This is a genomic window from Vibrio sp. YQ_11, from assembly GCF_043103065.1.
Lineage (GTDB): Bacteria > Pseudomonadota > Gammaproteobacteria > Enterobacterales > Vibrionaceae > Vibrio > Vibrio parahaemolyticus.
Map to the genome: position 1 here is coordinate 76,862 of NZ_JBICJM010000034.1, position 23,576 is coordinate 100,437.

The 23,576-nt window shown below is 45.2% G+C and carries 20 protein-coding genes and 2 tRNA genes; 8 read left to right on the forward strand and 14 right to left on the reverse strand.

The genetic code is table 11. The features are described from left to right. Window positions 1–48 precede the first annotated feature (48 nt). Both aceB and ACF8EG_RS13310 read right to left on the reverse strand, forming a co-directional pair. Window positions 49–1,677: a malate synthase A gene (aceB, locus tag ACF8EG_RS13305; protein WP_029830286.1), complete on the reverse strand. Its 1,629-nt coding sequence runs from the start codon at window positions 1,675–1,677 to the stop codon at window positions 49–51. A 606-nt stretch (window positions 1,678–2,283) separates the two neighbouring features. Next, a complete protein-coding gene (locus tag ACF8EG_RS13310) occupies window positions 2,284–3,189 on the reverse strand; it encodes a hydrogen peroxide-inducible genes activator (RefSeq protein ID WP_005460156.1) in 906 nt (301 codons plus the stop codon). A gap of 199 nt (window positions 3,190–3,388) precedes the next feature. On the opposite strand from ACF8EG_RS13310, the gene ACF8EG_RS13315 reads away from it, so the two are divergent. The 3 genes from ACF8EG_RS13315 (at window position 3,389) to ppk2 (ending at window position 5,875) form a co-directional block, all read left to right on the forward strand. Continuing rightward, window positions 3,389–4,000, forward strand: coding sequence for a peroxiredoxin C (locus ACF8EG_RS13315; RefSeq protein ID WP_005381738.1), 612 nt, complete (start codon window positions 3,389–3,391; stop codon window positions 3,998–4,000). Between the two features lie 285 nt (window positions 4,001–4,285). Next, window positions 4,286–5,029 (forward strand): copper homeostasis protein CutC, encoded by a 744-nt coding sequence (locus ACF8EG_RS13320; RefSeq protein ID WP_005488290.1) that lies wholly within the window; start codon window positions 4,286–4,288, stop codon window positions 5,027–5,029. A gap of 69 nt (window positions 5,030–5,098) precedes the next feature. After that, window positions 5,099–5,875 carry a polyphosphate kinase 2 gene (gene ppk2, locus ACF8EG_RS13325; protein ID WP_005460167.1) on the forward strand — a complete coding sequence of 259 codons (777 nt, stop codon included), beginning with the start codon at window positions 5,099–5,101 and terminating at the stop codon, window positions 5,873–5,875. A gap of 60 nt (window positions 5,876–5,935) precedes the next feature. Here the strand turns inward: ppk2 and phoU are convergent, their stop codons facing one another. From phoU to ACF8EG_RS13345, 4 genes are read right to left on the reverse strand one after another with little or no spacing between them, the layout of a single operon-like run. Continuing rightward, window positions 5,936–6,634, reverse strand: a complete 699-nt coding sequence (gene phoU, locus ACF8EG_RS13330) for a phosphate signaling complex protein PhoU (protein WP_005440349.1) — start codon at window positions 6,632–6,634, stop codon at window positions 5,936–5,938. 30 nt (window positions 6,635–6,664) lie between these two features. Further along, the gene (gene pstB / locus ACF8EG_RS13335; RefSeq protein ID WP_005460191.1) at window positions 6,665–7,483 is read right to left on the reverse strand and encodes a phosphate ABC transporter ATP-binding protein PstB; all 819 of its coding nucleotides are present in this window, start codon (window positions 7,481–7,483) and stop codon (window positions 6,665–6,667) included. Window positions 7,484–7,485: 2 nt separating this feature from the next. Beyond that, on the reverse strand, window positions 7,486–9,159 hold the full coding sequence (gene pstA, locus ACF8EG_RS13340) for a phosphate ABC transporter permease PstA (protein WP_021453466.1): 1,674 nt from the start codon (window positions 9,157–9,159) through the stop codon (window positions 7,486–7,488). A gap of 30 nt (window positions 9,160–9,189) precedes the next feature. Then, window positions 9,190–11,394, reverse strand: coding sequence for an ABC transporter permease subunit (locus tag ACF8EG_RS13345; protein ID WP_025574121.1), 2,205 nt, complete (start codon window positions 11,392–11,394; stop codon window positions 9,190–9,192). Window positions 11,395–11,602: 208 nt separating this feature from the next. Here ACF8EG_RS13345 and ppk1 point away from each other — a divergent pair, with 208 nt between their 5' ends. After that, the gene (ppk1, locus tag ACF8EG_RS13350; RefSeq protein WP_069506866.1) at window positions 11,603–13,693 is read left to right on the forward strand and encodes a polyphosphate kinase 1; all 2,091 of its coding nucleotides are present in this window, start codon (window positions 11,603–11,605) and stop codon (window positions 13,691–13,693) included. Next, the gene (gene ppx / locus ACF8EG_RS13355) at window positions 13,677–15,182 is read left to right on the forward strand and encodes an exopolyphosphatase (RefSeq protein WP_025630648.1); all 1,506 of its coding nucleotides are present in this window, start codon (window positions 13,677–13,679) and stop codon (window positions 15,180–15,182) included. Before ppk1 ends, ppx begins: the two co-directional genes overlap by 17 nt. Before the next feature lie 26 nt (window positions 15,183–15,208). On the opposite strand, the gene ACF8EG_RS13360 is transcribed toward ppx, so the two are convergent. Genes ACF8EG_RS13360 through phoB form a run of 3 tightly spaced genes read right to left on the reverse strand, consistent with a single transcriptional unit; the run spans window position 15,209 to window position 18,196 of the window. Beyond that, window positions 15,209–16,168, reverse strand: a complete 960-nt coding sequence (locus tag ACF8EG_RS13360; protein WP_069506870.1) for a PstS family phosphate ABC transporter substrate-binding protein — start codon at window positions 16,166–16,168, stop codon at window positions 15,209–15,211. Next, window positions 16,168–17,466: a phosphate regulon sensor histidine kinase PhoR gene (gene phoR, locus ACF8EG_RS13365; protein WP_005460158.1), complete on the reverse strand. Its 1,299-nt coding sequence runs from the start codon at window positions 17,464–17,466 to the stop codon at window positions 16,168–16,170. Before phoR ends, ACF8EG_RS13360 begins: the two co-directional genes overlap by 1 nt. A gap of 40 nt (window positions 17,467–17,506) precedes the next feature. Then, complete coding sequence (gene phoB, locus ACF8EG_RS13370) at window positions 17,507–18,196, reverse strand: phosphate regulon transcriptional regulator PhoB (protein WP_005460184.1); 690 nt, start codon at window positions 18,194–18,196, stop codon at window positions 17,507–17,509. 224 nt (window positions 18,197–18,420) lie between these two features. Here phoB and rdgC point away from each other — a divergent pair, with 224 nt between their 5' ends. The 3 genes from rdgC (at window position 18,421) to ACF8EG_RS13385 (ending at window position 21,158) form a co-directional block, all read left to right on the forward strand. Beyond that, the gene (rdgC, locus tag ACF8EG_RS13375) at window positions 18,421–19,335 is read left to right on the forward strand and encodes a recombination-associated protein RdgC (protein ID WP_005496357.1); all 915 of its coding nucleotides are present in this window, start codon (window positions 18,421–18,423) and stop codon (window positions 19,333–19,335) included. 165 nt (window positions 19,336–19,500) lie between these two features. After that, window positions 19,501–20,901: a tRNA 5-hydroxyuridine modification protein YegQ gene (gene yegQ, locus ACF8EG_RS13380; protein WP_020840123.1), complete on the forward strand. Its 1,401-nt coding sequence runs from the start codon at window positions 19,501–19,503 to the stop codon at window positions 20,899–20,901. A gap of 2 nt (window positions 20,902–20,903) precedes the next feature. Beyond that, window positions 20,904–21,158 carry a YfhL family 4Fe-4S dicluster ferredoxin gene (locus tag ACF8EG_RS13385; RefSeq protein WP_005460170.1) on the forward strand — a complete coding sequence of 85 codons (255 nt, stop codon included), beginning with the start codon at window positions 20,904–20,906 and terminating at the stop codon, window positions 21,156–21,158. 42 nt (window positions 21,159–21,200) lie between these two features. Here the strand turns inward: ACF8EG_RS13385 and ACF8EG_RS13390 are convergent, their stop codons facing one another. From ACF8EG_RS13390 to ACF8EG_RS13410, 5 genes are all read right to left on the reverse strand, one after another. Beyond that, on the reverse strand, window positions 21,201–21,509 hold the full coding sequence (locus tag ACF8EG_RS13390; RefSeq protein ID WP_020840122.1) for a hypothetical protein: 309 nt from the start codon (window positions 21,507–21,509) through the stop codon (window positions 21,201–21,203). 309 nt (window positions 21,510–21,818) lie between these two features. Next, window positions 21,819–22,655 carry a penicillin-insensitive murein endopeptidase gene (gene mepA / locus ACF8EG_RS13395; RefSeq protein ID WP_025633544.1) on the reverse strand — a complete coding sequence of 279 codons (837 nt, stop codon included), beginning with the start codon at window positions 22,653–22,655 and terminating at the stop codon, window positions 21,819–21,821. Window positions 22,656–22,667: 12 nt separating this feature from the next. Beyond that, on the reverse strand, window positions 22,668–23,000 hold the full coding sequence (locus tag ACF8EG_RS13400; RefSeq protein ID WP_005483015.1) for a DUF1904 domain-containing protein: 333 nt from the start codon (window positions 22,998–23,000) through the stop codon (window positions 22,668–22,670). A gap of 365 nt (window positions 23,001–23,365) precedes the next feature. Next, window positions 23,366–23,442 (reverse strand) — tRNA-Trp (locus ACF8EG_RS13405). 35 nt (window positions 23,443–23,477) lie between these two features. Then, window positions 23,478–23,554, reverse strand: a tRNA-Asp gene (locus tag ACF8EG_RS13410). Window positions 23,555–23,576: the final 22 nt, after the last annotated feature.

Below are 23,576 nucleotides of genomic sequence, written 5' to 3' on the forward strand. Positions count from 1 at the left end.
TATCTGCCTCGAAAGTTTTCACGTTATTGGTATTACAGTTAAGAATTCTTAGTCCAGGTAGTCATAACCAGGGACGGTTAAGAAGTTGGTTAGCTCATCGCTAGTTGTTAGCTTCGCCATCAATTGTGCGGCTTCTTCAAAACGCCCGGCTTGATAACGTTCTTCGCCCACTTCTTGTTTCACTACTTCTACTTCTTCTTGCAAGTAGGTTTCGAACAGTGCTTTTGTCACCTGTTGACCATTGTCGAGTGACTTACCGTGCTGAATCCATTGCCAGATTGAGGCGCGAGAAATCTCAGCAGTCGCAGCATCTTCCATTAATCCGTAGATTGGTACACAGCCGTTTCCAGAAATCCAAGCTTCGATGTATTGCAGCGCAACGCGAATGTTGTGGCGCATGCCTTCTTCTGTACGTTCACCGTCACACGGTTCTAGCAACTCGGCTGCGGTAATTGGCGCATCTTCGGAGCGACTAACATCTAGTTGATTTGTTCGCTCTCCAAGTGCCGCACTGAATACTTCCATAGCAGTATCGGCTAGACCCGGGTGGGCAACCCACGTACCGTCGTGACCGTTATTCGCCTCAAGTGATTTATCGTTGTGAATTTTATCCAACACTTTCTGGTTTTCTTGCGGGTCTTTCGCGGGAATAAAGGCGGCCATTCCTCCCATCGCGAAAGCACCACGCTTGTGACAAGTACGAACCAACAAACGCGAATAGGCGTTCAAAAATGGTTTGTCCATGGTGACGACTTGGCGATCCGGCAGAACACGATCTGGGTGTTTCTTCAGTGTTTTGATGTAACTGAAAATGTAATCCCAACGACCACAATTCAGCCCTACGATATGCTCTTTAAGTGAGAACAAAATCTCATCCATCTCAAACACAGCTGGTAACGTTTCGATCAGCACGGTCGCTTTGATCGTGCCAGTCTCTAAACCAAAATATTCTTCTGTGAAATGGAACACTTCACTCCACCACTTCGCCTCATGATGAGACTGCAGTTTAGGAAGATAGAAATATGGACCGCTGCCTTTTTGAAGCAATGCTTTGTGGTTATTGTAGAAATACAATGCAAAATCAAAAAGCGCGCCTGGAATGATCTGACCGTGCCACGTCACGTGTTTTTCTTTTAAGTGAAGGCCGCGAACACGGCAGATCAACACCGCTGGCTCGTCCACCAGCTGATAATGCTTGCCATTGCTAGGGTTGGTGTAGCTAATGTTGCCATTAACGGCATCTCGCAAGTTAACTTGACCATCGAGAACCTTGTCCCAAGCTGGCGACATAGAGTCTTCGAAATCCGCCATGAATACTTTTACATTTGCATTCAAAGCGTTGATCACCATTTTGCGATCCGTTGGGCCTGTAATCTCAACACGGCGATCTTGTAGATCCTGAGGAATACCTAAGATCTTCCAACTACCTTCACGAATATCTTGTGTGTCAGGCAGGAAGTCTGGCAACTCCCCAGCGTCGATGCGTGCTTGCTTTTCTTCTCTCGCTTCCAACAACTCTTCAACACGCCCAGCAAATTTTTCACACAGCAGAGATAAAAAGGTTTGGGCTTCAACAGGGAAAATAGCTTGATGCTCCGGAGCAAGTGCTCCAGTCACCTCAAGCATGCCTTGGGTTTGCTGTGATGGTTGTGTTTTTTGTTCTGTCTGAGCAAGCATAATCATTCATCCTTAACGTGCTTTATCTATCTTGGGCAGTCAGCGTAAAGCTACATTTGTAAGTTATGAACAACAAAATACATCCTTTAACTTTGTGTTCAATCTGTGTGGCCGTGTTCATAGATTGCTTAAGCCTGAGTGCTTTTTCAATCTAGACATAAGTCTTAGCAGCCTTTAAATAAGCTATATCAACAAAGGGTTTAACGAAACCCCCTAGACAAACAAAACACAAAATTCGAAGTTTTATTCGGCACCAAACAAAGCACTGATTTTGGATGCCAATTTGTAAGTTATTACGTAATTAAATTACATTAAATTTTACAATGAAATATGATTTAAAACAGGTGTATGAATATAGAGACAAGCGAGAAAACCTTGTACTCATAAGGTCTAGCGTAAGGAATTTAAACGGAGGTTAAACACAATGCGCAGCCAATTGTGTAAAATTAACATTGTGAAATTTCACAATTTTATGAAAGCTTCACGAAAATAAAGCTGTGAAATTTTACAAGTCAAAGTTCACCGACAGAATAAAATACTAGAAAGCGCACCGTTTCCAGTGCGCTTTTAGAGAAATAGTGAGGAAGTAAAGGCTAATACTAATAGCTAAAGCAGTTCGGAAACCACATCTGCAAGTTGGTTAAAAGTGTTTGTTCTTGATGAACTAGGGCGCCAAACCAAACCAATTTCGCGATACGCTTGCTGGCCAGGAGGGTCGATCACCACCAAATTTTGGTTGTGTAACAAGCCGTGTTCGATTGCCATTTGAGGAATAAAAGTGGTACCTAAGCCGTTCGCGACCATCTGCACCAAGGTATGTAAGCTGGTTGCCGTAAACGGGTTAATTTTCTCTTTATCGGTCAGCTTACAAGCGGAAACTGCATGTTCAGTTAAACAATGCTCTTTCTCTAATAGGAACACCGACTCATCCGGCAGATCGTCATAACGGATCGGTACAGGAATCGAATCGACTTGGTTTGCACTGATCACCATACGGAACGGATCTTTGCCGACGACGCGACTCTCCATACCATCGATTTCAACTGGCAACGCTAAGATCAGTACATCTAACTCACCATGACGCAGCGCTTGCAACAAATTGGTGGTGGTGTCTTCTCTTAATAGAAGGTTTAGCTGAGGGAATCGATAATTCACCTCTTGGACGAGGTCACACAATAAGAACGGTGCAATCGTCGGAATACACCCAACCTTCAACTGGCCTTTCATATCATCGCCCTGACATAATCGGCCAAGTTCTACTAAATCTTGTCCTTTGGCCAATAGCTCTCGACCTTGCTTTACGACCATTTCTCCGGTCTGGGTAAAAACCAACGGGCTTTTCTTGTCTTTCTTTTCGTAAAGCGGACAACCGATCAACTCTTCAAGATTCTGAATCCCTTTACTTAACGTTGATTGACTGACAAAGCAGCGTTCTGCTGCCTCGCTAAAATGTCGAGTTTCATGCAGTGTCACTAAATAATGTAACTGCTTCAGACTGGGCCATTTATTCATAATTGTATTTGTATCTACCGCTGTTCCAGTGATCGAGTTAATAGTTTTGTTGTTATCGCTTTTTTCGATTAACTCAATCTATTTATTTCGCTTTTTTCAATACTACAATCTGTACTATAGTTTGTCTCGAACAAACACGGACCAAACCGACATTACTGTATTCGGTTTGGAACTAACCATACTTTTTAGGAGCAAAAAAATGGTACTAGTAGGTCGTCAAGCCCCTGATTTTACTGCAGCAGCTGTTCTAGGTAACGGTGAAATCGTTGAAAACTTCAACTTTGCAGAGTTCACTAAAGGTAAGAAAGCAGTAGTTTTCTTCTACCCACTAGATTTCACTTTCGTTTGCCCATCTGAGCTAATTGCATTCGACAACCGTCTAGCTGATTTCCAAGCTAAAGGTGTTGAGGTTATCGGTGTTTCAATCGACTCTCAGTTCTCTCACAACGCATGGCGTAACACTGCTATCGAAGATGGCGGTATCGGTCAAGTTAAGTACCCACTAGTTGCTGACGTTAAGCACGAAATCTGTAAAGCTTACGACGTTGAGCACCCAGAAGCAGGCGTTGCTTTCCGTGGTTCTTTCCTAATCGACGAAGAAGGCGTTGTACGTCACCAAGTAGTTAACGACCTACCTCTAGGCCGTAACATCGACGAAATGCTACGTATGGTTGATGCTCTAAACTTCCACCAGAAGCACGGCGAAGTATGTCCTGCACAATGGGAAGAAGGCAAAGCAGGTATGGACGCATCTCCAAAAGGTGTTGCAGCGTTCCTATCTGAGCACGCAGCTGACCTAGGCAAAAAATAATAGACCTTCACCCAAGCTCAACGGGTGTGATGGTTGGATGTATATATAAAGCAAAAAGCTATAGCGGGAAAACCGCAAACGCCAATCAGTCTAAGTAAAGTCCTATCGAAGCCCAGAGTATATGCTCTGGGCTTTCTTTTATCTTCAATAAATGTGCTCAAATGAGGTAACACCTAGGCGAAAACTTTACCTCTATTTCCCATCGACATCATACAGATTCTGCCTGTTGGCCCTGCTAATATCTTAGCCATAACACTTACTGTAACGTTAGTAGGATGAATCAAAGTGGTTACTCATCTAGAAGTCTGTATTGATAATATTGAATCTCTTCATTACGCCATTGCTGGTGGCGCAACTCGTATTGAGCTTTGCTCATCTCTCGCATTGGGTGGCTTAACGCCAAGCTACGGTTTTATGCAGCAAGCGGCCAAACAATCTTCTGTTCCAGTGTATGCCATGATTCGTCCACGCCAAGGCGACTTTTTCTATAACGAAGAGGAACTAGACATGATGCGTTGGGACATCGAAGCGGCCCATCAATCTGGTTTAGATGGAGTGGTGCTAGGCGTACTGACCCAAGAAGGTGATATCCACATGCCGTTTGCCACCGCATTGTGCGAGTTTGCACAAGCACTGGGTCTTGGCATCACGTTTCATCGTGCGTTTGATCAATGCCGCAATGCAGAACAAGCGTTGGAAGATATCATCCATTTAGGTTGCGAACGTATTCTGACTTCAGGCCTCGCTCCATCTGCACCAGCAGGCGAGAGCGTACTTAAATCTCTTGTGGAACAAGCCCAAGGGCGCATTGCGATCATGGCCGGGGCGGGAGTGAATGCAGACAACGTTCGTCATTTAGTCAAAAACACGAACGTGCAAGAAGTCCATCTTTCAGGCAAGACCACACGCCCTAGCCAAATGACCTTTATTGCTGAACAAAGCAAAATGGGCGCTTCAGATGTCGATGATTTTGCGATTCCTATTACCAGTACTCAAGCCATCGCCAACGTCGCAGCAGCTCTCAAATAACACAATCGAAACCCCCACTTTCTACTTTGAGTGCTAACATATTGAGCATCAAGGAGTGAGGAACGAATAATGTCTAAGCTAAAGAAAAAGGAATACGAACAAGAGCTTAAAAAGCTGCAGGTCGAATTGGTAAAGCTGCAGGAATGGGTTAAACACAAAGGACTAAAAGTCGTCGTTCTGTTTGAAGGCCGTGATGCCGCAGGCAAAGGCGGCGTAATTAAGAGAATTACGGAAAAGTTAAATCACCGAGTTTGCCGCGTAGTGGCATTGCCCGCACCGACTGAAAAAGAAAAGACACAATGGTACTTTCAACGTTATGTCGCGCACCTACCATCCGCCGGTGAAATCGTTTTGTTTGACCGCAGTTGGTATAACCGAGCTGGCGTCGAAAAAGTCATGGGCTTTTGTACGCCAGATGAATATGAAGAATTTCTACGCTCTTGCCCTGAATTCGAGAGAATGCTGCAACGCTCAGGCATTATTTTGCTCAAGTACTGGTTTTCGGTCTCCGACGAGGAGCAGGAAAAACGCTTCTTAGGGCGCATCAACACACCGATAAAGCGCTGGAAGTTCAGCCCGATGGATCTAGAATCTCGACACCGCTGGGCGGAGTATTCTGAAGCAAAAGACAAGATGTTCGCTTACACCGACACCAAAAACTGTCCTTGGTGGGTTGTACCTTCAGATTCAAAACAAAAAGCGCGCTTAAATTGCATTAGTCATCTACTCAGTCAAATTGAATACAAAGCGCTAGAGTACCCACCAATTGAGTTACCAGAGATCAATAAAGAGGGCTACGTCAGAGCGCCAATAGACGATCAAACGTTTGTACCGGATAAGTACTGAACTCGGCTTCTAAGATCCAAAAGACCAGCGTTCGCTGGTCTTTTTCATTTATATGAAGCGTTACTTCAACACATCATCAATGCTTTGATCACCAAGGTGACGAACGTCCTTACCTTTCACAAAGTAAATAATGTATTCACAAATGTTTTGGCAACGATCCCCTACTCGTTCAATAGCGCGAGCAGACCACATCACCTGAAGAATATGCGGAATATTTTTTGGGTCTTCCATCATGTAAGTCATGAGCTGACGGATCACCGCTTCGTATTCAGCATCCAGCTTGTCATCGAGTTTGTGAACCTCTGCGGCAGCTTCAACATCCATACGAGCGAATGCATCCAAAACCTGGTGCAACATTTGAATCGCCTGACGGCAGAGAGGTTCTAATGAAACTTGGAATTGACGTTCTTTCGATGACGGGCTTTCGATAGCGACATAAGCAATGCGTGTCGCGACATCCCCAATGCGTTCAAGATCAGTAATGGTCTTGATGATCGCCATAATCAAGCGCAAATCTTTCGCAGTCGGCTGACGTTTGGCGATGATTCGAGTACACGCGTCATCAATCGATACTTCCATTGCATTCACTTTATGATCGTCACGCACAACCTTTCGCGCGAGCTCAATGTCTTCTTTATGCAAGGCTTGAATAGCATACGAAAGCTGCTGTTCCACCAAGCCACCCATGGTCAACACATGAGTACGAATCGATTCTAGCTCTACGTTAAATTGTCCTGAAATATGACGTCCAAAGTGCATGATTTTCCTTATTCCGTGTTTGGTCGAGCCTTAGCCGTATCGACCAGTAATGTAGTCTTCTGTCTGTTTCTTCATTGGCGATGTGAAGATTGAGTCTGCGTCGGAGTATTCAATCAACTTACCCATGTGAATAAATGCGGTGTGGTCACTCACTCGCGCAGCTTGCTGCATGTTGTGGGTAACGATCACGACAGTATATTGAGTCTTAAGCTCGTTGATAAGTTCTTCAATAGTTAAAGTTGATATTGGATCCAGTGCCGATGTTGGCTCATCCAATAACAGCACTTCTGGTTCAATTGCTACCGCACGTGCAATAACCAAACGTTGCTGCTGACCACCCGAAAGTCCAAATGCGTTTTCGTGCAATCTATCTTTCACTTCATCCCACAACGCAGCAGAGCGAAGTGAACGCTCAACCGCATCATCTAATGTGCGACTGTTCTTGACACCTTGTAAGCGTAAGCCATAAACCACATTCTCATAAATCGACTTAGGAAATGGGTTGGGACGCTGAAAAACCATTCCAACGCGACGCCTAAGCGTTGCTACATCGACATTCGGGTGATAGACGTTCTTACCGTGCAAACGAACTTTTCCGGTGACTTTACATCCTTCCACCAAGTCGTTCATACGATTGATACAGCGCAACAATGTCGATTTACCACAACCAGACGGGCCAATAAATGCTGTCACTCGCCCTTTTGGGATACGCATCGAAATATCGTGTAATGCCTGCGCTTGACCGTAGAAAAGATTAAGGTTCTCTATCGAGATCGCCGTTTGCTCATCCGTTAAGTTATGGACGTCCAGTGGTGGCTCATAACCTAATGTATTATCGAAATTAAACATACTTAATCTTGTCCTAACGTTCTGTATTTTTCTCGTAAATTATTGCGAATGCTGATTGCTGTTAAGTTTAGTCCGACAATCACGGTAACGAGTAAGAAGGAAGTGGCATACACCAGCGGGCGCGCCGCTTCAATGTTGGAGGTTTGAAATCCAACGTCGTAAATATGAAAACCTAAGTGCATGAACTTTCTGTCCAAATGCACGTAAGGGAACTGACCATCAACAGGCAAACTGGACGCCAGTTTCACAACCCCCACTAGCATTAGTGGCGCGACTTCCCCTGCGGCACGCGCAATCGCCAGAATCAAACCAGTGATAATCGCAGGCGTTGCCATTGGTAATACCACGCGCCACAACGTTTCAAATTGCGTCGCGCCAAGCGCCAAAGAGCCGTGGCGTACTGAGCTCGGAATACGTGTTAAGCCTTCCTCTGTCGTAACAATAACCACGGGCAGTGTTAATACTGCTAACGTCAAAGCCGACCACAACAAACCCGGCGTACCGAAAGTTGGCGCTGGTAATCGCTCGGCATAAAACACGTTATCGATGGATGCGCCGATGGTATAGACAAAGAACCCCAACCCGAACACGCCATACACGATCGAAGGAACCCCCGCCAAGTTGATGACCGCAATTCGAATAATTCGCGTAAGTGCGTTGTTCTTCGCGTATTCATGCAAATAAATCGCAGCAACCACCCCAAGCGGCATCACGATAATCGACATTATAAGCACCAAGAAAACGGTTCCGAATATTGCAGGAAAAACGCCGCCCTCAGAGTTCGATTCTCTTGGATCTTCGGATAAGAATTTCCAGACCTGTTTACCCCAATGCATCACTTTGTCAGGTAACGACATTTGGTTTGGGTACCAGTAGTCCAAAATGTCTTCAAGGGGAATCGAAACATGAGAACCCGTCATGTCCTCAACAATTAGTGCGTAGCCAGAAAGCTGTAAACGCAAGCCATCCAGTTGTAAGTCCAACTTCGCCAGCTCTTGTTCCACTTGCTCTTTTTGTTGCAAGTTCTGCGCTAAAAAATCGTCCGTTACGGTGTTGTTGAGCTCATGTTTGCGCTTGTCTAAACGCAATTGCTCAAGCTTCCAACCCAGGTCTTTCAGTTGGTCGACGACCAAAGAATCAATCTCGTGGCGCAGCGTTTCTGCGTCATCAAGTTTTTTGTTCAACACCGTTTGGATATCAGTTTGATAGAGCTTGTCGCCATCTTGAAACGCCACCAGCTTACCAAAAAAGTATCCGCCGCTGCTGCGCTCAATCACCGCCCACTCTTTGGGTGTGGTTGGCTCATCCAGCTGCATCTGCAATACGGAAATAAAATCGGCCGGATATAACTCGCGATTCGCAATTTTGATGTTCAATCGAGTCGCGAAATCCTCATCTTCGTCTAACTTCTTGACGGCATCCACTGGAAGATAGCTTCTCGGAACAAAGCTGCGCTCGTAAATTTGGCCAATCAAAATGGTGTTTTCATGCAGCACTTCACCTTGCACCGGCGTCAACGACGTTACGTTCCATTGATACAATGGCGCAGGCCAGAAATAGGTTAATCCTTTCCAACCAATGAGGAGCAATAACCCTAACACCGACAACAGACTGATGCTGACCGCACCGCCTGTTAGCCATATCCACGGTGCGCCAGAACGAATCCAATTTAACATTCAGTCACTCGCTCTTTTTCCTGATCTAAACTACAACGCACGGTATTTATCTCTCAATCTTTGACGCACCAACTCTGCCAGCGCGTTCACCGCAAAGGTGAAGACAAACAAAATCAACGCAGCGAGGAACAACAAACGATAATGCGAACTGCCAACTTCAGACTCTGGCAACTCCACCGCAATGGTTGCCGATAAGCTGCGAAGTCCTTCTAAAATGTTCCAGTCCATTAGCGGCGTGTTGCCAGTCGCCATCAAGACAATCATCGTCTCACCAACCGCACGTCCAAGCCCCATCATAATGGCGGAGAAAATACCTGGGCTGGCCGTAAGGAGCACGACGTAAATCAAGGTTTGCCAAGGAGTGGCCCCAAGCGCTAACGATCCATCAGACAAGTGCTTTGGTACAGAGAAAATGGCATCTTCCGCAATGGTAAAAATGGTAGGAATCACGGCAAAGCCCATCGCAAGGCCAACCACCAAAGAATTACGCTGATCAAAACCAATCCCGTGATTGGTCAAAAACAAACGCATGTCGCCACCAAAGAAGGTTTGTTCAATACTTGGAGAAATCCAAACTCCGATACCAATCAACAGTAAAATCACTGGCATAAGAACCAGCGCATGCCATCCATTAGGTAGACGATTACGCAGAGATTGAGGTATCAGAGCCCACAAGCCCCCCATGACCATGGTGCTCAATGGCAACACAAACAACATCACCACGACCGTAATCAGATGGTCTTCGACTATCGGAGCAAACCATAACCCGGCAAGGAAACCGATAATGACGGTCGGCAGTGCTTCCATCAATTCAATGGACGGCTTAACCACTCGACGCATGCGTGGCGACATAAAATACGCCGTATAAATAGCGCCTAGCACCGCCAAAGGCACTGAAAACAGCATCGCAAACATAGCCGCTTTTATCGTGCCGAACGCAATCGGCACCAAGCTAAATTTGGCTTCAAAGTTATCGCTGGCCGATGTAGATTGCCATACAAATTCAGGCTCTGGATAGCCTTCGTACCACACTTTCTGCCACAGTGAAGAAAGCGAGACTTCAGGGTAAGAGTTATCGACCTCCGCCACCTTTAACGAGTCATCATTCCAAGTAATCAGATAGCGTTCATTGTTCGACATTGCCGCCATCGCAGGCGCTTGTTTATAAGCTCGCTTAAACAACACCAGTTTTTCACTGGTCGTGTAATGACTCTGAAGCGTACCGTTGGTGTAGAAACTGTAGAATCCTTTGCGGTGTGAATCCGGCAATAAGTATTTAAGTTCAGACGCTAATTTGAAGTCACGAATATGAGTTAAGGTTCGCTTATCATTTTGCAAAGTATCAAACCATTGCGAAACGCGACCATCATTGTGCGTCACCAACAGGGAATATGCGCCCGCAAGCAAATCAATCGTTCTTACAGAATGCTTTTTATCCCCTTGAGTAAGATCGATAACTTCGCGCACCTTAAACTTTTGAGCAGCTTTCGTCAGAACAATTAACTCCGAACCATCACGCAAATAAAGCGTTTCACCATCCGGTGTTAAGAGCATCTGTTGGGGAGCGTCAAAGCCCGCAGAAAAGGAAAAATCTATCGTGGTTGGAGCGACGCCTAACGCAGACTTTTCTTGCCAACGCGCTTTGACTTTCCCGCTGCGAGTCTGCCAAACAATAGTTGGAGTTTGCGTTGATGCACTGAAGACAAATTGAGTCACAGGATCTTGCGCGTCGGTGAGCGTCAAATTCATATCCGTCGACAGCGCCACCACTTCTGGCGGGCGAGTATTTTCTCTCAACGTCGCGTTGAATTCTGGCTTGAAGATATGAGCTAGACCTTGATCATCCACTAATCCATACCAACCAAGGCCAGGAGCCGATTGAGAAAAAGATACCGGATTAGTAGCTAACTGTTGAGTATAAATGGCGGGCTTGTCAGGTGCGTCCATCGATAAATATTGAATCTCACCACTTTGCGTTAAAACGAAAGCAAGTTGTGAATAGTCATCGACAGAAATGGCCAGAGGCATGCCTACTTGAGTGGTTCGAGTCGCGTGATTAGGCTTGATCTCTGCATCAGAAAACAGAGGAATGATCACCATCGCAAGGTAGACGAAGATCAGAATAAGGGCAGCGAGCACACCCACTCCACCAGATGTCACTGCAAGTCGAACTAAACGATCTTTAATCAGCCGTTTCTTATCTTTTTCCTGCAATGAAAACTCGGCTTGGGCCATTTATCTCTCTACCTTTTTTGACTTAGTACTAGAATATGTCGTTAAGATGACAATTATATTACAGATCACATTAAACACCTGAAAAGAATACAACTCTTATGCAATGCGTGGTATGAAATATATCTGTAACAAAAATCTCATAATGTTTTCACTCGTCTGTTTATCCCCATGATCAGTACGATTACTTCACTTTAGGCTAGGTAAGGTTATGAGCGCAGAAAAACTATATATAGAAAAAGAGCTTAGTTGGTTATCTTTCAATGAACGAGTGTTACAAGAAGCGGCCGACAAAACCGTTCCGTTGATCGAGCGTATTCGTTTTCTGGGGATCTTTTCCAACAACCTCGACGAATTCTACAAAGTGCGCTTCGCTGATGTGAAACGTCGTATTTTGATCAACCAAGAGCGAGGAGGGAGTGACAACTCCAAGCGTCTGTTAAGTAAGATGCAAGCTAAAGCCCTTAAGCTTAACGAACAATTCGACGAACTTTACAGTGAATTAATTAGAGAAATGGCACGGCGTCGCATTTTCTTGGTCAATGAGCATCAACTCGATGAAGCGCAGGAAAAGTGGGTCACCAAATACTTCCGCAAAGAAGTCATGCCACATATCACGCCTTTGTTGATGAAAGATGAAATCGACGTGCTGCAATTCCTCAAAGACGAATACGCTTACATCGCCGTCGAACTGCGCAAAGAAGACCACTCTCAATACGCTCTCATCGAAATTCCAACCGACCACCTGCCACGCTTCGTGATGGTGCCAGAGCAAAAAGGCAAACGCCGTAAGACCATCATCTTGCTTGATAACATCATCCGATACTGTTTAGACGAGCTTTTTAAAGGCTTTTTCGATTATGATGAGCTCGCTGGTTACGCGATGAAAATGACGCGTGATGCAGAGTACGACTTGCGTAATGAAATCGAATACAGCTTGCTAGAGCAAATGTCAGCAGGCGTAAACCAACGTTTAACCGCCATGCCAGTACGCTTTGTGTATGAGCGTGAAATGCCGCAAGAGATGCTCGACTTCTTGTGCAGCAAACTAAGAATTTCCAATTACGACAACCTAATTCCAGGTGGACGCTACCACAACTTCAAAGATTTCATCGCTTTTCCAAACGTCGGGCGAGAATACCTCGAAAACAAACCAATGCCACCAATGAAGTGTGCAGACTTTCAAGGTTACGCCAACAGTTTCGAAGCCATCAAAGCCAAAGACATTCTACTCTACTACCCTTATCACACCTTTGACCATATTGGTGAATTGGTTCGCCAGGCATCCTTTGACCCGAAAGTGCTCAGCATCAAAATTAATATCTACCGCGTAGCCAAAGACTCTCGCTTGATGAACTCTTTGATTGATGCAGTGCATAACGGCAAAAACGTTACTGTAGTCGTTGAGTTGCAGGCGCGATTTGATGAAGAAGCAAATATTGAATGGTCAAAAGTTCTGACTGAAGCTGGCGTGCACGTCATCTTTGGTGCGCCCGGTTTAAAGATTCACTCAAAGTTATTGATGATCAGTCGCCGTGAAGGTGACGATATTATTCGCTACGCGCACATTGGCACGGGCAACTTCCACGAAAAAACCGCTCGAATCTATACCGACTTTTCGCTGCTCACCGCAGACCAAGAAATCACCAATGAAGTGCGCAACGTGTTTGGATACATTGAGAACCCTTATCGCCCAGTGAAGTTCAATCACTTGATGGTTTCTCCGCGTAATTCGCGCACCCAAATTTACCGCCTGATTGACAATGAAATCGCCAATGCAAAGGCGGGCAAAAAGGCAGGATTAACCATAAAGGTCAACAACCTCGTCGATAAAGGCATCGTCACCCGTCTTTACGCAGCAAGCAACGCGGGGGTAAAGATCAACATGATCATCCGAGGCATGTGTGCGTTGGTTCCTGGAATTGAAGGCGTCAGCGAAAACATTCGAATCATCAGTATCGTTGATCGCTTTTTGGAACACCCACGCGTAGTGATCACGCACAATGATGGGGATCCTCAAGTCTACATTTCATCTGCCGATTGGATGACACGAAACATCGATCATCGTATCGAAGTTGCCGCTCCTGTTCGTGATCCACGTTTGAAACAGAGAATTATTGATATAACTAACATCCACTTTACCGATACAGTAAAGGCACGTTTGATAGACAAAGAGATGAGCAATAGCTATGTACCGCGCGGAAACCGTAAAAAAGTTCGCTCACAAGTTGCCATCTACGACTATCTTAAAAATATAGAAAAGCAAACAAGAAGACAAAAGTCAGATGTCTCAGATACTTGAACAAGATGAACGCTATATTGCCGCGATCGATCTCGGCTCTAATAGCTTCCACATGGTGGTGGCGAAAGTGGTCGGCAGCGACCTACAGCTCATCAGTCGCCATAAACAGAGGGTTCGTTTAGCCTCTGGCCTAGACAGTGAATTGAATTTAAGTCACGCCTCCATGGAGCGAGCGTTGGAGTGTCTTGCGATGTTCGCAGAGAGGCTGCAAGGCTTTGAGGAATCCAATGTGCGCATCGCTGCTACACACACGCTAAGAAGAGCGAAAAACGCGCATTTGTTTATCCAACGAGCAAAAGCAGTCATGCCGTTCCCGATAGAGATTATTCCGGGAGAGGAAGAAGCGCGCCTAATTTACTTAGGTGTCGCACACACTCAAGTGGAATCTAATTCTAAACTGGTGGTCGATATTGGCGGTGGAAGCACCGAGATGATCATCGGACAAGAGTTCGAACCAGAACTGCTTAATAGCAAACAGATGGGCTGCGTCAGCTTTACGCAGCAGTACTTCAAAAATGGCAAGTTATCGAGCAAAAACTTCAGCAAAGCCATGCTCGCTGCCGAACAAAAGCTAGAGTCCATCGCGACCAAATACCGCAAGAAAGGTTGGGATATTGCACTCGGCTCATCAGGCACCATCAAAGCGATTCAAGAGGTATTGATTGGGCTGGGCTTTGAAGACGGTTTAATTACAGCAAAGCGTCTGAGTAAGCTCATTGATACTTTAAACGAGTTCGCGTCAATTGATGATATTCAGTTGGCTGGCCTGACCGATGAACGTAAACCGGTATTTGCCGCTGGTGTAGCGATTTTAGCTGCGATTTTTCAGGCACTAAAAATCGACCAGATGTTTTTCTCTGATGGAGCATTGAGAGAAGGCTTGTTATATGAAATGGAAGAGCGGTTTGCTCGCTCTGACATTCGCATGCGTACCACGGAAAACCTAGCACAAAAACATCGTGTGGATCTCGAGCACGCTGCACGCGTAAAAGGTCACGCACGCGAGATGCTTGAACAAGTACATTCTGAGCTTGGGATTAAAAAGAAAAGCGAACTGTTTGATTTATTAGAATGGGCCGCTCTGCTACATGAAGTTGGGCTAAGCATCAACCTACGCAGCTTTCATCGCCACTCGTTTTATATTCTTCTGCATTCAACCCTGCAAGGTTTTAACCGTGAGCAACAACTCGTCTTGGCGACGCTTGCACGCTTTCAACGCAAAGCGCTAAGGCTCAATGAGTTGCCAGAGTTCAACCTCTACAAACAAAGTGATGTGTTAAGCCTGATTAAGATTCTTCGTCTGTCCATAGTCCTTAATGGGCAACGCAACGACGACCCACTACCTGACATCACTTTATCGATCAAAGGCGATGAATGGATGATCACTTGTACCGATGAAGCATGGTTAGATAATAATAAGTTGCTGCATGCCGATTTGCTGGAAGAACAAGATAGATGGGCAAGTGCGAAGTGGACACTCACTTTTTAGTTTTCGGTACAATGAAAAAAGTCGGCTTAAAGGCCGACTTTTTTTAACTCTTCCGCTGCGAAATCTGCAGTGATCGGTACATAGCCATCTTTTTCGACTAACGCTTGTCCCTGAGCAGAGAACATAAAACGAATAAACTCGGCTTCTATTGGAGACAACGGGTAATCAGGATGCTTGTTCACGTATACATAAAGGTAGCGTGATAGTGGGTACTTACCTGAGACAATATTTGTACGAGTCGGGCTAACATAGTTAACCCCCTTTTTAGCGATGGGAACCAACCTTACGCCAGCCACTCGATAACCAACGCCAGAATAACCAACTCCGCTGATGGTCGATGCCACAGATTGCACCACAGAAGCCGAGCCCGGTTGTTCATTCACTCGGGTTTTGAAGTCACCGCCACACAGCGCATTGCTTTTGAAGTAACCATACGTCCCGGACACAGAGTTACGCCCAAACAACTGCAAGTTGCGCTTCGCCCATTCTGCTTTTAAACCTAGTTGCTGCCAGTTAGTGATGAACTGACTTTCTCCACAACGCAACGTAGCGGAAAACATCGCGTCCAATTGATCAAAGTTCAAACCTTGAATGGGATTGTCTTGATGCACAAAAATACCAATAGCATCAATAGCAACGCGCAATGCTGTAGGTTTGTAACCATGCTGTCGCTCAAACGCTTCGATTTCTTTCAAACGCATCGGGCGGCTCATTGGGCCAAACTGCGCCGTTTGCTCTGTTAAAGCAGGTGGCGCCGTTGACGAGCCTGAAGCTTGAACTTGCGCGTTGATGTTCGGGTAAATGGATTTAAACTCTTCCACCCAAAGTGTGGTCATCCCTGCCAAAGTGTCTGAGCCTACCGAAAGCAAATTACCAACAATGCCAGTGGTTTTATGGTAGTTCGGTAATGGCTTATCTTGAGCAACCGCCATACTCGAACAAATAAGCGCGATACAAGCGATGGCTTTACTGACTCGACGTCCCATTATTTCACCACTAAACGACTTGGAAGTACGAACGAGAACTTACTGCCTACACCGACTTCACTTTGAATTTCCAGGTGTGAGTCATGATGGCTCAACGCATGTTTCACAATTGCCAATCCTAAACCACTGCCACCCGTATCGCGTGAACGTGCTTTATCAACTCGGTAGAAACGCTCAGTCAGTCGATGCAAGTGTTGTGGCTCAATGCCATCACCACTGTCTTCAACTTCAAGGCACGCACCTTGTGCGGTTTGATACCAACGAACATGAATATTGGCTCCCGGAGGAGTGTACTTCACTGCGTTGTAAACAAGGTTGGAGATCGCGCTGCGCAATTGGTCATCATCTCCAAGCACGCGAAGGCTAGTATCGACATCAAACTTGAGTTTATGTTGGTCATCACCACTTAAGCTGATCGCTTCTTTCTCTAATACTTCAAGCATTGCTGGCACATTAACGACATCTTCCAACTCATGCATCGGTGCGGCTTCAATCTTAGATAAGGTAAGAAGTTGATTCACTAAGCTGTTCATGCGGTTAAGCTGCTCCGTCATCACCCCATGCGCTTTAGTCCACATCGGGCCGACGATCATGTCTGGGTCTTCCGTCATCTCCAGATAACCTTGTAGTACGGTCATCGGAGTGCGTAGCTCATGAGAAACGTTGGCGAAGAAGTTACGACGCATTCCTTCGAGTTGCTTAAGTTGGCTCACGTCACGCACCACCATCAGGTGTTCACCTTCCGTGTAAGGCACGATACGCAGTTCTAACATACGTTCGACATTCAACGGCGAGCGCATTTCTAGCGGTTCGGAGAAATCTTTTTTATTGAGGTACTTTATGAAATCTGGAGTTCGAATCAGGTTCGAGATAGGTTGACCGGAATCTTCTGGCCAATGGAAGCCTAACAGGTGTTGAGCTAATCGGTTACACCAAACAATGTTGCCTTCCGCGCGAAATACTACGACGGCATCAGGCAATGATTCGGCACCGTTTCTAAAGCGACGGATCAGATTGGTGAGCTCTTTGCGTTTACGACGTTGACGCTGTTGCAAACGATAGAGACCGTTAAAGAGAGACTCCCAGTTACCACTGCCAGACGGCGGAGTCAGACGTTTTTCATCCCATAACCAAGAAGACAAGCGCACTTGGTTATGCAAATGCCACACAAGCTGCAAAGCCGTGGCAGCCAAAAGCAACCACGGCATATAACCGAATATCCACCCCACTATCACCCAAGGGGTGTAAAAAAAAGCCAGCTCCCAGGCCAGCTTTTTCCACGTTAATCTTTCAACCACTCATTACTCCAGAAATGGCATTGATAAGCTGCGTAAAAATCTAAGCCTTTGTTGAGAAGCGGTAACCAGCGCCACGAACGGTTTGAATCAGTTTGTCGTGACCGGCAGCTTCCAGTGCTTTACGAAGACGACGGATATGAACGTCAACAGTACGGTCTTCAACATAAACATTGGTGCCCCACACGTTATTTAGCAGCTGCTCACGGCTGTAAACACGCTCTTGATGGGTCATAAAGAAGTGCAGCATCTTGAACTCGGTAGGCCCCATATCAACCGCTTCATCATTCGCAGTAACACGGTGAGAAACAGGATCGAGTTTGAGACCTTGAACATCAATCACATCTTCTAATGCGGTCGGCGTAACACGGCGAATAACCGCTTTAAGGCGAGCAACTAACTCTTTAGGAGAAAACGGTTTGGTAATGTAGTCATCTGCACCAACCTCTAAACCGCGAACTTTATCTTCTTCTTCACCGCGAGCAGTCAGCATCACAACAGGAATGTTGCGTGTAAGCTCTTCACGTTTCATGTGTTTGATAAAATTAATGCCACTACCGCCAGGTAACATCCAATCCAGTAATACTAAATCAGGGAAGGGTTCAGCCAGTTTGGTTACAGCAGTATCGTAATCTTCCGCCTCTACCGCCTGGTAACCTTTTTGTTCAAGCACGAAGCAAAGCATTTCACGAATTGGAGCTTCGTCTTCAACAACCAGAATCCTTCTAGACATAATTGAGTAACCTTATGTTTGTTGAGCTAATGAATTTAAGAGACAAAGCGCCCCTCGATGCATAAGCATTATCACTACCAATTATGACACTTTTGTGACCTTTGAAAACAAATTTTCATATAACTTTCTTTTGGGGTTCATCCTGATATTTTTCATTTCTATTAAGACATCAGCTCAAAAATTCCCTATGATTACTCCCTTGTCATCAAGCCTAGAGAAGATTTATGTGGTTTAAAAACTGTCTGGTATATCGCGTTAACCGCGAGGTTAACTTCAACGCCGATCAACTAGAAACTCAACTCGCTGAGTTTCGATTCACCCCTTGTGGTAGCCAAGATAAACAAAAGTTTGGTTGGGTTAGTGCTATGGGTCGACATGGCGACATGATGACGCACGTGTCAGAAAACCGCATTCTGATCTGTGCAAAAAAAGAAGAGAAAATGCTGCCTGCTTCTGTGATTAAAGAGTCTCTGAATGCAAAAATAGACGCTATGGAAGCGCAAGAAGGTCGCCCTCTGAAGAAGAAAGAGAAAGACAACTTAAAAGATGACATCGTGATGGACTTACTGCCTCGCGCCTTTAGCCGCAGCAGCCACACTCACGTGTTGATTATGCCAAAAGAAGGCTTCATCCTTGTCGATGCAAGCAGCTACAAAAAAGCAGAAGACGTATTAGCGCTACTGCGTAAAACCATGGGTAGCTTACCTGTTGTTCCTGCGATTCCAGAAGTAGCAATTGAAACAACGCTAACAGAATGGGTTAAAACAGGTAACACGCCGCAAGGCATCACCATGATGGACGAAGCTGAGTTAAAATCAGTACTTGAAGAAGGTGGCGTGATTCGCTGTAAGAAGCAAGAGCTGACCACAGATGAAATCCGCAATCACATCGCAGCTGACAAAGTCGTGACGAAACTTGCACTTAACTGGCAAGACCGAATCGAGTTCATCATGGCTGAAGATTCCGGCATCAAACGTCTAAAATTCTCAGATGAGTTGAAAGATCAAAACGACGATATCCCACGTGAAGATCAAGCGGCTCGCTTTGATGCTGACTTCTCACTAATGTGCGGTGAATTCAGCGCTTTCCTACCAAATCTATACGAAGCGCTAGGCGGCCTGCCTAACCCTAACGCATAAGATAACCCTACTTTTTAATAAATACGCCCTCACTTTTTGTAGGGCGTTTGTTCATCTAAAGCACAATTCTCCTAGTCACAGTTCACATTTTGACGTAAAATTTGCGCCCCATTTCCATAAGGTGGAATTGGCCTGACTTGTGATCAGATAAAAGAGAATTGAGCAATGACAACTGAGAAAGCATTCGTACCTGAGCTACTGTCTCCAGCGGGCAGCCTGAAAAATATGCGTTACGCATTCGCCTACGGCGCAGATGCAGTTTACGCTGGCCAACCTCGCTACAGCCTTCGCGTACGTAACAACGAGTTTAACCACGAGAACCTAAAAATCGGTATCGATGAAGCACATGCCCTAGGCAAAAAGCTTTACGTGGTATGCAACATCCAACCACATAACTCGAAGCTAAAAACCTTCATTCGTGACCTTAAACCAGTCGTTGAGATGGGCCCTGACGCGTTGATCATGTCAGATCCTGGTCTAATCATGATGGTTCGTGAAGCTTTCCCAGAAATGCCAATTCACCTTTCTGTACAAGCAAACGCTGTAAACTGGGCAACCGTTAAGTTCTGGGCAGCGAATGGCGTTGAACGTGTAATCGTTTCTCGCGAGCTTTCTCTAGAAGAAATCGAAGAAATTCGTGAGCATTGCCCTGAAACTGAACTAGAAGTATTCGTTCATGGTGCACTATGTATGGCTTACTCTGGTCGTTGCCTACTTTCTGGTTACATTAACAAGCGTGACCCTAACCAAGGTACATGTACTAACGCATGTCGTTGGGAATACAAAGTTGAAGAAGGCAAAGAAAACGACGCTGGCGACATCGTTGAGAAGTTTGACCCAACAGAAGCAAAGCCTGTTGAAGTTCAAGACGAGCGCCCTGAAACCACTATCGGTCGTGGTAAACCAACGGATGAAGTGGTTCTGCTTTCTGAAGCGCATCGTCCAGAAGAAAAAATGGCTGCCTACGAAGATGAACACGGCACTTACATCATGAACTCAAAAGACCTACGCGCGGTTCAGCACGTAGAGCGTCTAACGAAGATGGGAGTTCACTCACTAAAAATCGAAGGCCGTACTAAGTCGTTCTACTACTGTGCACGTACTGCTCAGGTTTACCGTAAAGCGATCGACGACGCAGTTGCAGGTAAACCATTCGATGAAAGCCTAATGGGTACCCTAGAAAGCCTAGCTCACCGTGGTTACACAGAAGGTTTCCTACGTCGTCATACACACGATACTTACCAAAACTACGACTACGGTTACTCAGTCTCTGACGCACAACAATTTGTTGGTGAGTTCACAGGTAAACGTCGTGGCGACATGGCAGAAGTTGAAGTGAAAAACAAATTCGTTGTAGGTGACAGCCTGGAGTTAATGACACCAAAAGGTAACGTTGTTTTCACTCTAGAAGCGATGGAAAACCGCAAATCAGAGTCAATTGAAGACGCAAAAGGTAACGGCCACTTCGTATTCATTCCTGTTCCTGAAGACATGAACCTAGAATACGGCCTGTTGATGCGAAATCTAAACGCAGGCCAGGACACTCGTAATCCTACTGGTAAGTAATCATGGCGTTACTCATCACTGACAAATGCATTAACTGCGACATGTGTGATCCGGAATGCCCGAATGGCGCGATCAGCATGGGAGACAGCATCTTCGAAATCGACCCTAACTTATGTACTGAGTGCAAAGGTCATTACGAAAAGCCTACCTGTCAGTCAGTTTGTCCAATAACAAAATGTATTATTACTGATCCAAACCACATTGAGACAGAAGAGCAATTGCTTGAAAAGTTTGTGGTGATTCAGGGACTCGCCTAAATAAAATGAGGTTCAACTTTGCGAACAAAGTTGAACCTTTTTTTATCCTGATTTTTCGATTGGATAGATATTGCAAAACAACTCTTTCTCAAAGTGATACTCGAGTCTTTCACGCCAATTTTCAGCTTGGGATACAGGAATTAAATAGAAGTTTTCCCTGCTCGTATCTGTAACGAAAGCCATTCCATATTGCATTAGCTCGTAATGCACATCATTAACAAATCCCGGATCGAGACGCTGACGTCCCGTCAGGTGATTAACATCTTCACGAGTCAGTAAGACTCCCTTGGGATCACTACTAAATCTGTGTCTTAACCACTCTGCAAATTCTTTTGCACAAATAATAGTCATGGTTTTGTCCTTGATTCATTCTACGACAGGTCACTCCACACCCCCGCCTCAATACCTTGTCTGCGTTGCCAATTTTGCTTACCAACCGACAGACATATTGTTCAGAAATCAGAGTATCGTGACGAAAGATCTTTCAAAACAGAGTCGTTACCACTCAACAATACATACAACCCGTTATTTATTTAAGAGTTCTATAATATGTCACCCAAACGAGTTGGGTTAGTTTTTGTATTGGTATTATTCACTGTAGACAAAAGTATGATGTTTCTCCAGTTTCACCTGAGCAGAAACAAGAACAAAGATGAGACGTTATTTACTGACGATAAGTGGCTGACATTGTGGTGGAATCGCTTTTTTCTTTTTAGGTTTAGCCGCTACTTTTGCTGGCTGAGGCTTCGCAGGGACAACTGCTTTTGGCTTCCAACTAGCTAACTCCGAACCACACCCATCACCAGAAGGAGGAGGTGCTTGATCTACACAATTAGAGCTTGAGTCAGGGCATGATAAGCGCACATGAAAATGATAATGATGCCCCCACCAAGGACGAACTTTACGTAGCCAAGAACGATCTTTTCCCCCTTCCTGAGCACACAGTTGCTCTTTGATAACAGGGTGAACAAAGATACGAGCCACCTCATCGCTCTTAGCAGCATAACGGATGAGTTCAAAATGCCTCTTATCCCATCGATGATTTAATATCGAGTAGTCTTGCAGATCAACCACACTCATCGGTTTCGGCAATTGAAGTTCGTTATAGGAGAGAGGAGAGTCAGCTAAACGCAACCAGATATCAATATCCAGCCCCGTTTGATGGCTTGAATGACCAGATGAAAAACGGCCGCCACGAGGTAAAGAAAGGTCGCCAATTAGTAAAGTAGTTTTTAACTTTTGATTCGCCTTTAAAGCTAGGCTTTCAACAAAATCTATAGTGTTAGGGTGCCCATAGTAGCGATTCGTTCGACTACGTAACACTTGATAACCTGTACCTTCTAAAGGCAGCGGGGAAGCCCCATCTAAGCAGCCATTCGCGTAACTACCAATAGAAGAGGACATATTATGAGTGGGAGCACTAACTTGCTCCCATGGCGTAGCATAAAGAGGAGCTGAGAAAAATAAACTTAAATAAAAAGAAAGACTCAGCCGCATCATACATCCCCTTTAGTAATGTTCACCATTATCATAGTAGGCATTTGGCGATAGTGCAGAAAAAATGACTGCTACATCAATATCTTCACCGACTACACCACGAACCTGTTGTGTAATTACTTTCGCCACCTTGTCTTGGGTCTCTTGTCCTCGATCAAACCACAAAACTTCAACAAAAGGATAAGCAGGACTTACCTCGCCTTCACTAAAGAAAGTTGTGTAGATGTACTCAAAAGTAAAATCTTCTCGTGGACTATTCATTAGTGGCTGGAGCTCGTCAGTCAGTGGCTTTGATAAAGCTTGTACTGCTTGAGGTTCTACAGCGCGAAATCGTAGATGTGGCATAAGGTTAATCCTATATTTGTAGTGTCCTAAGATGATAACAGGAACAACAACGCTAATCATCCCAACAACAACTAGACGCGTTCTTAAAAATACCCAGAAAAACGCTAATAAATATCAACAAGACCTTGAGATTCCCATCAGTGACATACAACGACAAGGTATCACTAGCGGCTAGATATTAATCCTGCTGGAAAGTTGCTGTTCTTTATATAGGGAAAGTAGATAAGAGATTAGGGCAGTTAAGACTTAGCAACCATTAGCTACGCGCCTAGAATCGCCTATTTGGGAACTTGAATTCACAAAGAATAAATTTGCCATTTTACAAACGTAAAAAAGCCTCAGTCTTTCGACTGAGGCTTTAAATATGGCAGGGGTGGAGAGATTCGAACTCCCAACACGCGGATTTGGAATCCGCTGCTCTGCCAATTGGAGCTACACCCCTGTAGTTCGTGTTTAATGAGACGACTCTCAAATAAGTGGCGGAGCGGACGGGACTCGAACCCGCGACCCCCGGCGTGACAGGCCGGTATTCTAACCAACTGAACTACCGCTCCGCACTGGTTAGACCTAAGTCTA

Bases quoted from the DNA above. Each gene is read 5' to 3' on its own strand.
- ppx (WP_025630648.1), top strand. From the start codon at position 13,677: ATGTCTCAGATACTTGAACAAGATGAACGCTATATTGCCGCGATCGAT.
- ACF8EG_RS13390 (WP_020840122.1), bottom strand. From the start codon at position 21,509: ATGACTATTATTTGTGCAAAAGAATTTGCAGAGTGGTTAAGACACAGA.
- yegQ (WP_020840123.1), top strand. From the start codon at position 19,501: ATGACAACTGAGAAAGCATTCGTACCTGAGCTACTGTCTCCAGCGGGC.
- ppk1 (WP_069506866.1), top strand. From the start codon at position 11,603: ATGAGCGCAGAAAAACTATATATAGAAAAAGAGCTTAGTTGGTTATCT.
- ACF8EG_RS13345 (WP_025574121.1), bottom strand. From the start codon at position 11,394: ATGGCCCAAGCCGAGTTTTCATTGCAGGAAAAAGATAAGAAACGGCTG.
- phoB (WP_005460184.1), bottom strand. From the start codon at position 18,196: ATGTCTAGAAGGATTCTGGTTGTTGAAGACGAAGCTCCAATTCGTGAA.
- ACF8EG_RS13315 (WP_005381738.1), top strand. From the start codon at position 3,389: ATGGTACTAGTAGGTCGTCAAGCCCCTGATTTTACTGCAGCAGCTGTT.
- ACF8EG_RS13400 (WP_005483015.1), bottom strand. From the start codon at position 23,000: ATGCCACATCTACGATTTCGCGCTGTAGAACCTCAAGCAGTACAAGCT.
- pstA (WP_021453466.1), bottom strand. From the start codon at position 9,159: ATGTTAAATTGGATTCGTTCTGGCGCACCGTGGATATGGCTAACAGGC.
- rdgC (WP_005496357.1), top strand. From the start codon at position 18,421: ATGTGGTTTAAAAACTGTCTGGTATATCGCGTTAACCGCGAGGTTAAC.
- mepA (WP_025633544.1), bottom strand. From the start codon at position 22,655: ATGCGGCTGAGTCTTTCTTTTTATTTAAGTTTATTTTTCTCAGCTCCT.
- aceB (WP_029830286.1), bottom strand. From the start codon at position 1,677: ATGCTTGCTCAGACAGAACAAAAAACACAACCATCACAGCAAACCCAA.
- phoU (WP_005440349.1), bottom strand. From the start codon at position 6,634: ATGCACTTTGGACGTCATATTTCAGGACAATTTAACGTAGAGCTAGAA.
- ACF8EG_RS13310 (WP_005460156.1), bottom strand. From the start codon at position 3,189: ATGAATAAATGGCCCAGTCTGAAGCAGTTACATTATTTAGTGACACTG.
- ppk2 (WP_005460167.1), top strand. From the start codon at position 5,099: ATGTCTAAGCTAAAGAAAAAGGAATACGAACAAGAGCTTAAAAAGCTG.
- ACF8EG_RS13360 (WP_069506870.1), bottom strand. From the start codon at position 16,168: ATGGGACGTCGAGTCAGTAAAGCCATCGCTTGTATCGCGCTTATTTGT.
- pstB (WP_005460191.1), bottom strand. From the start codon at position 7,483: ATGTTTAATTTCGATAATACATTAGGTTATGAGCCACCACTGGACGTC.
- ACF8EG_RS13385 (WP_005460170.1), top strand. From the start codon at position 20,904: ATGGCGTTACTCATCACTGACAAATGCATTAACTGCGACATGTGTGAT.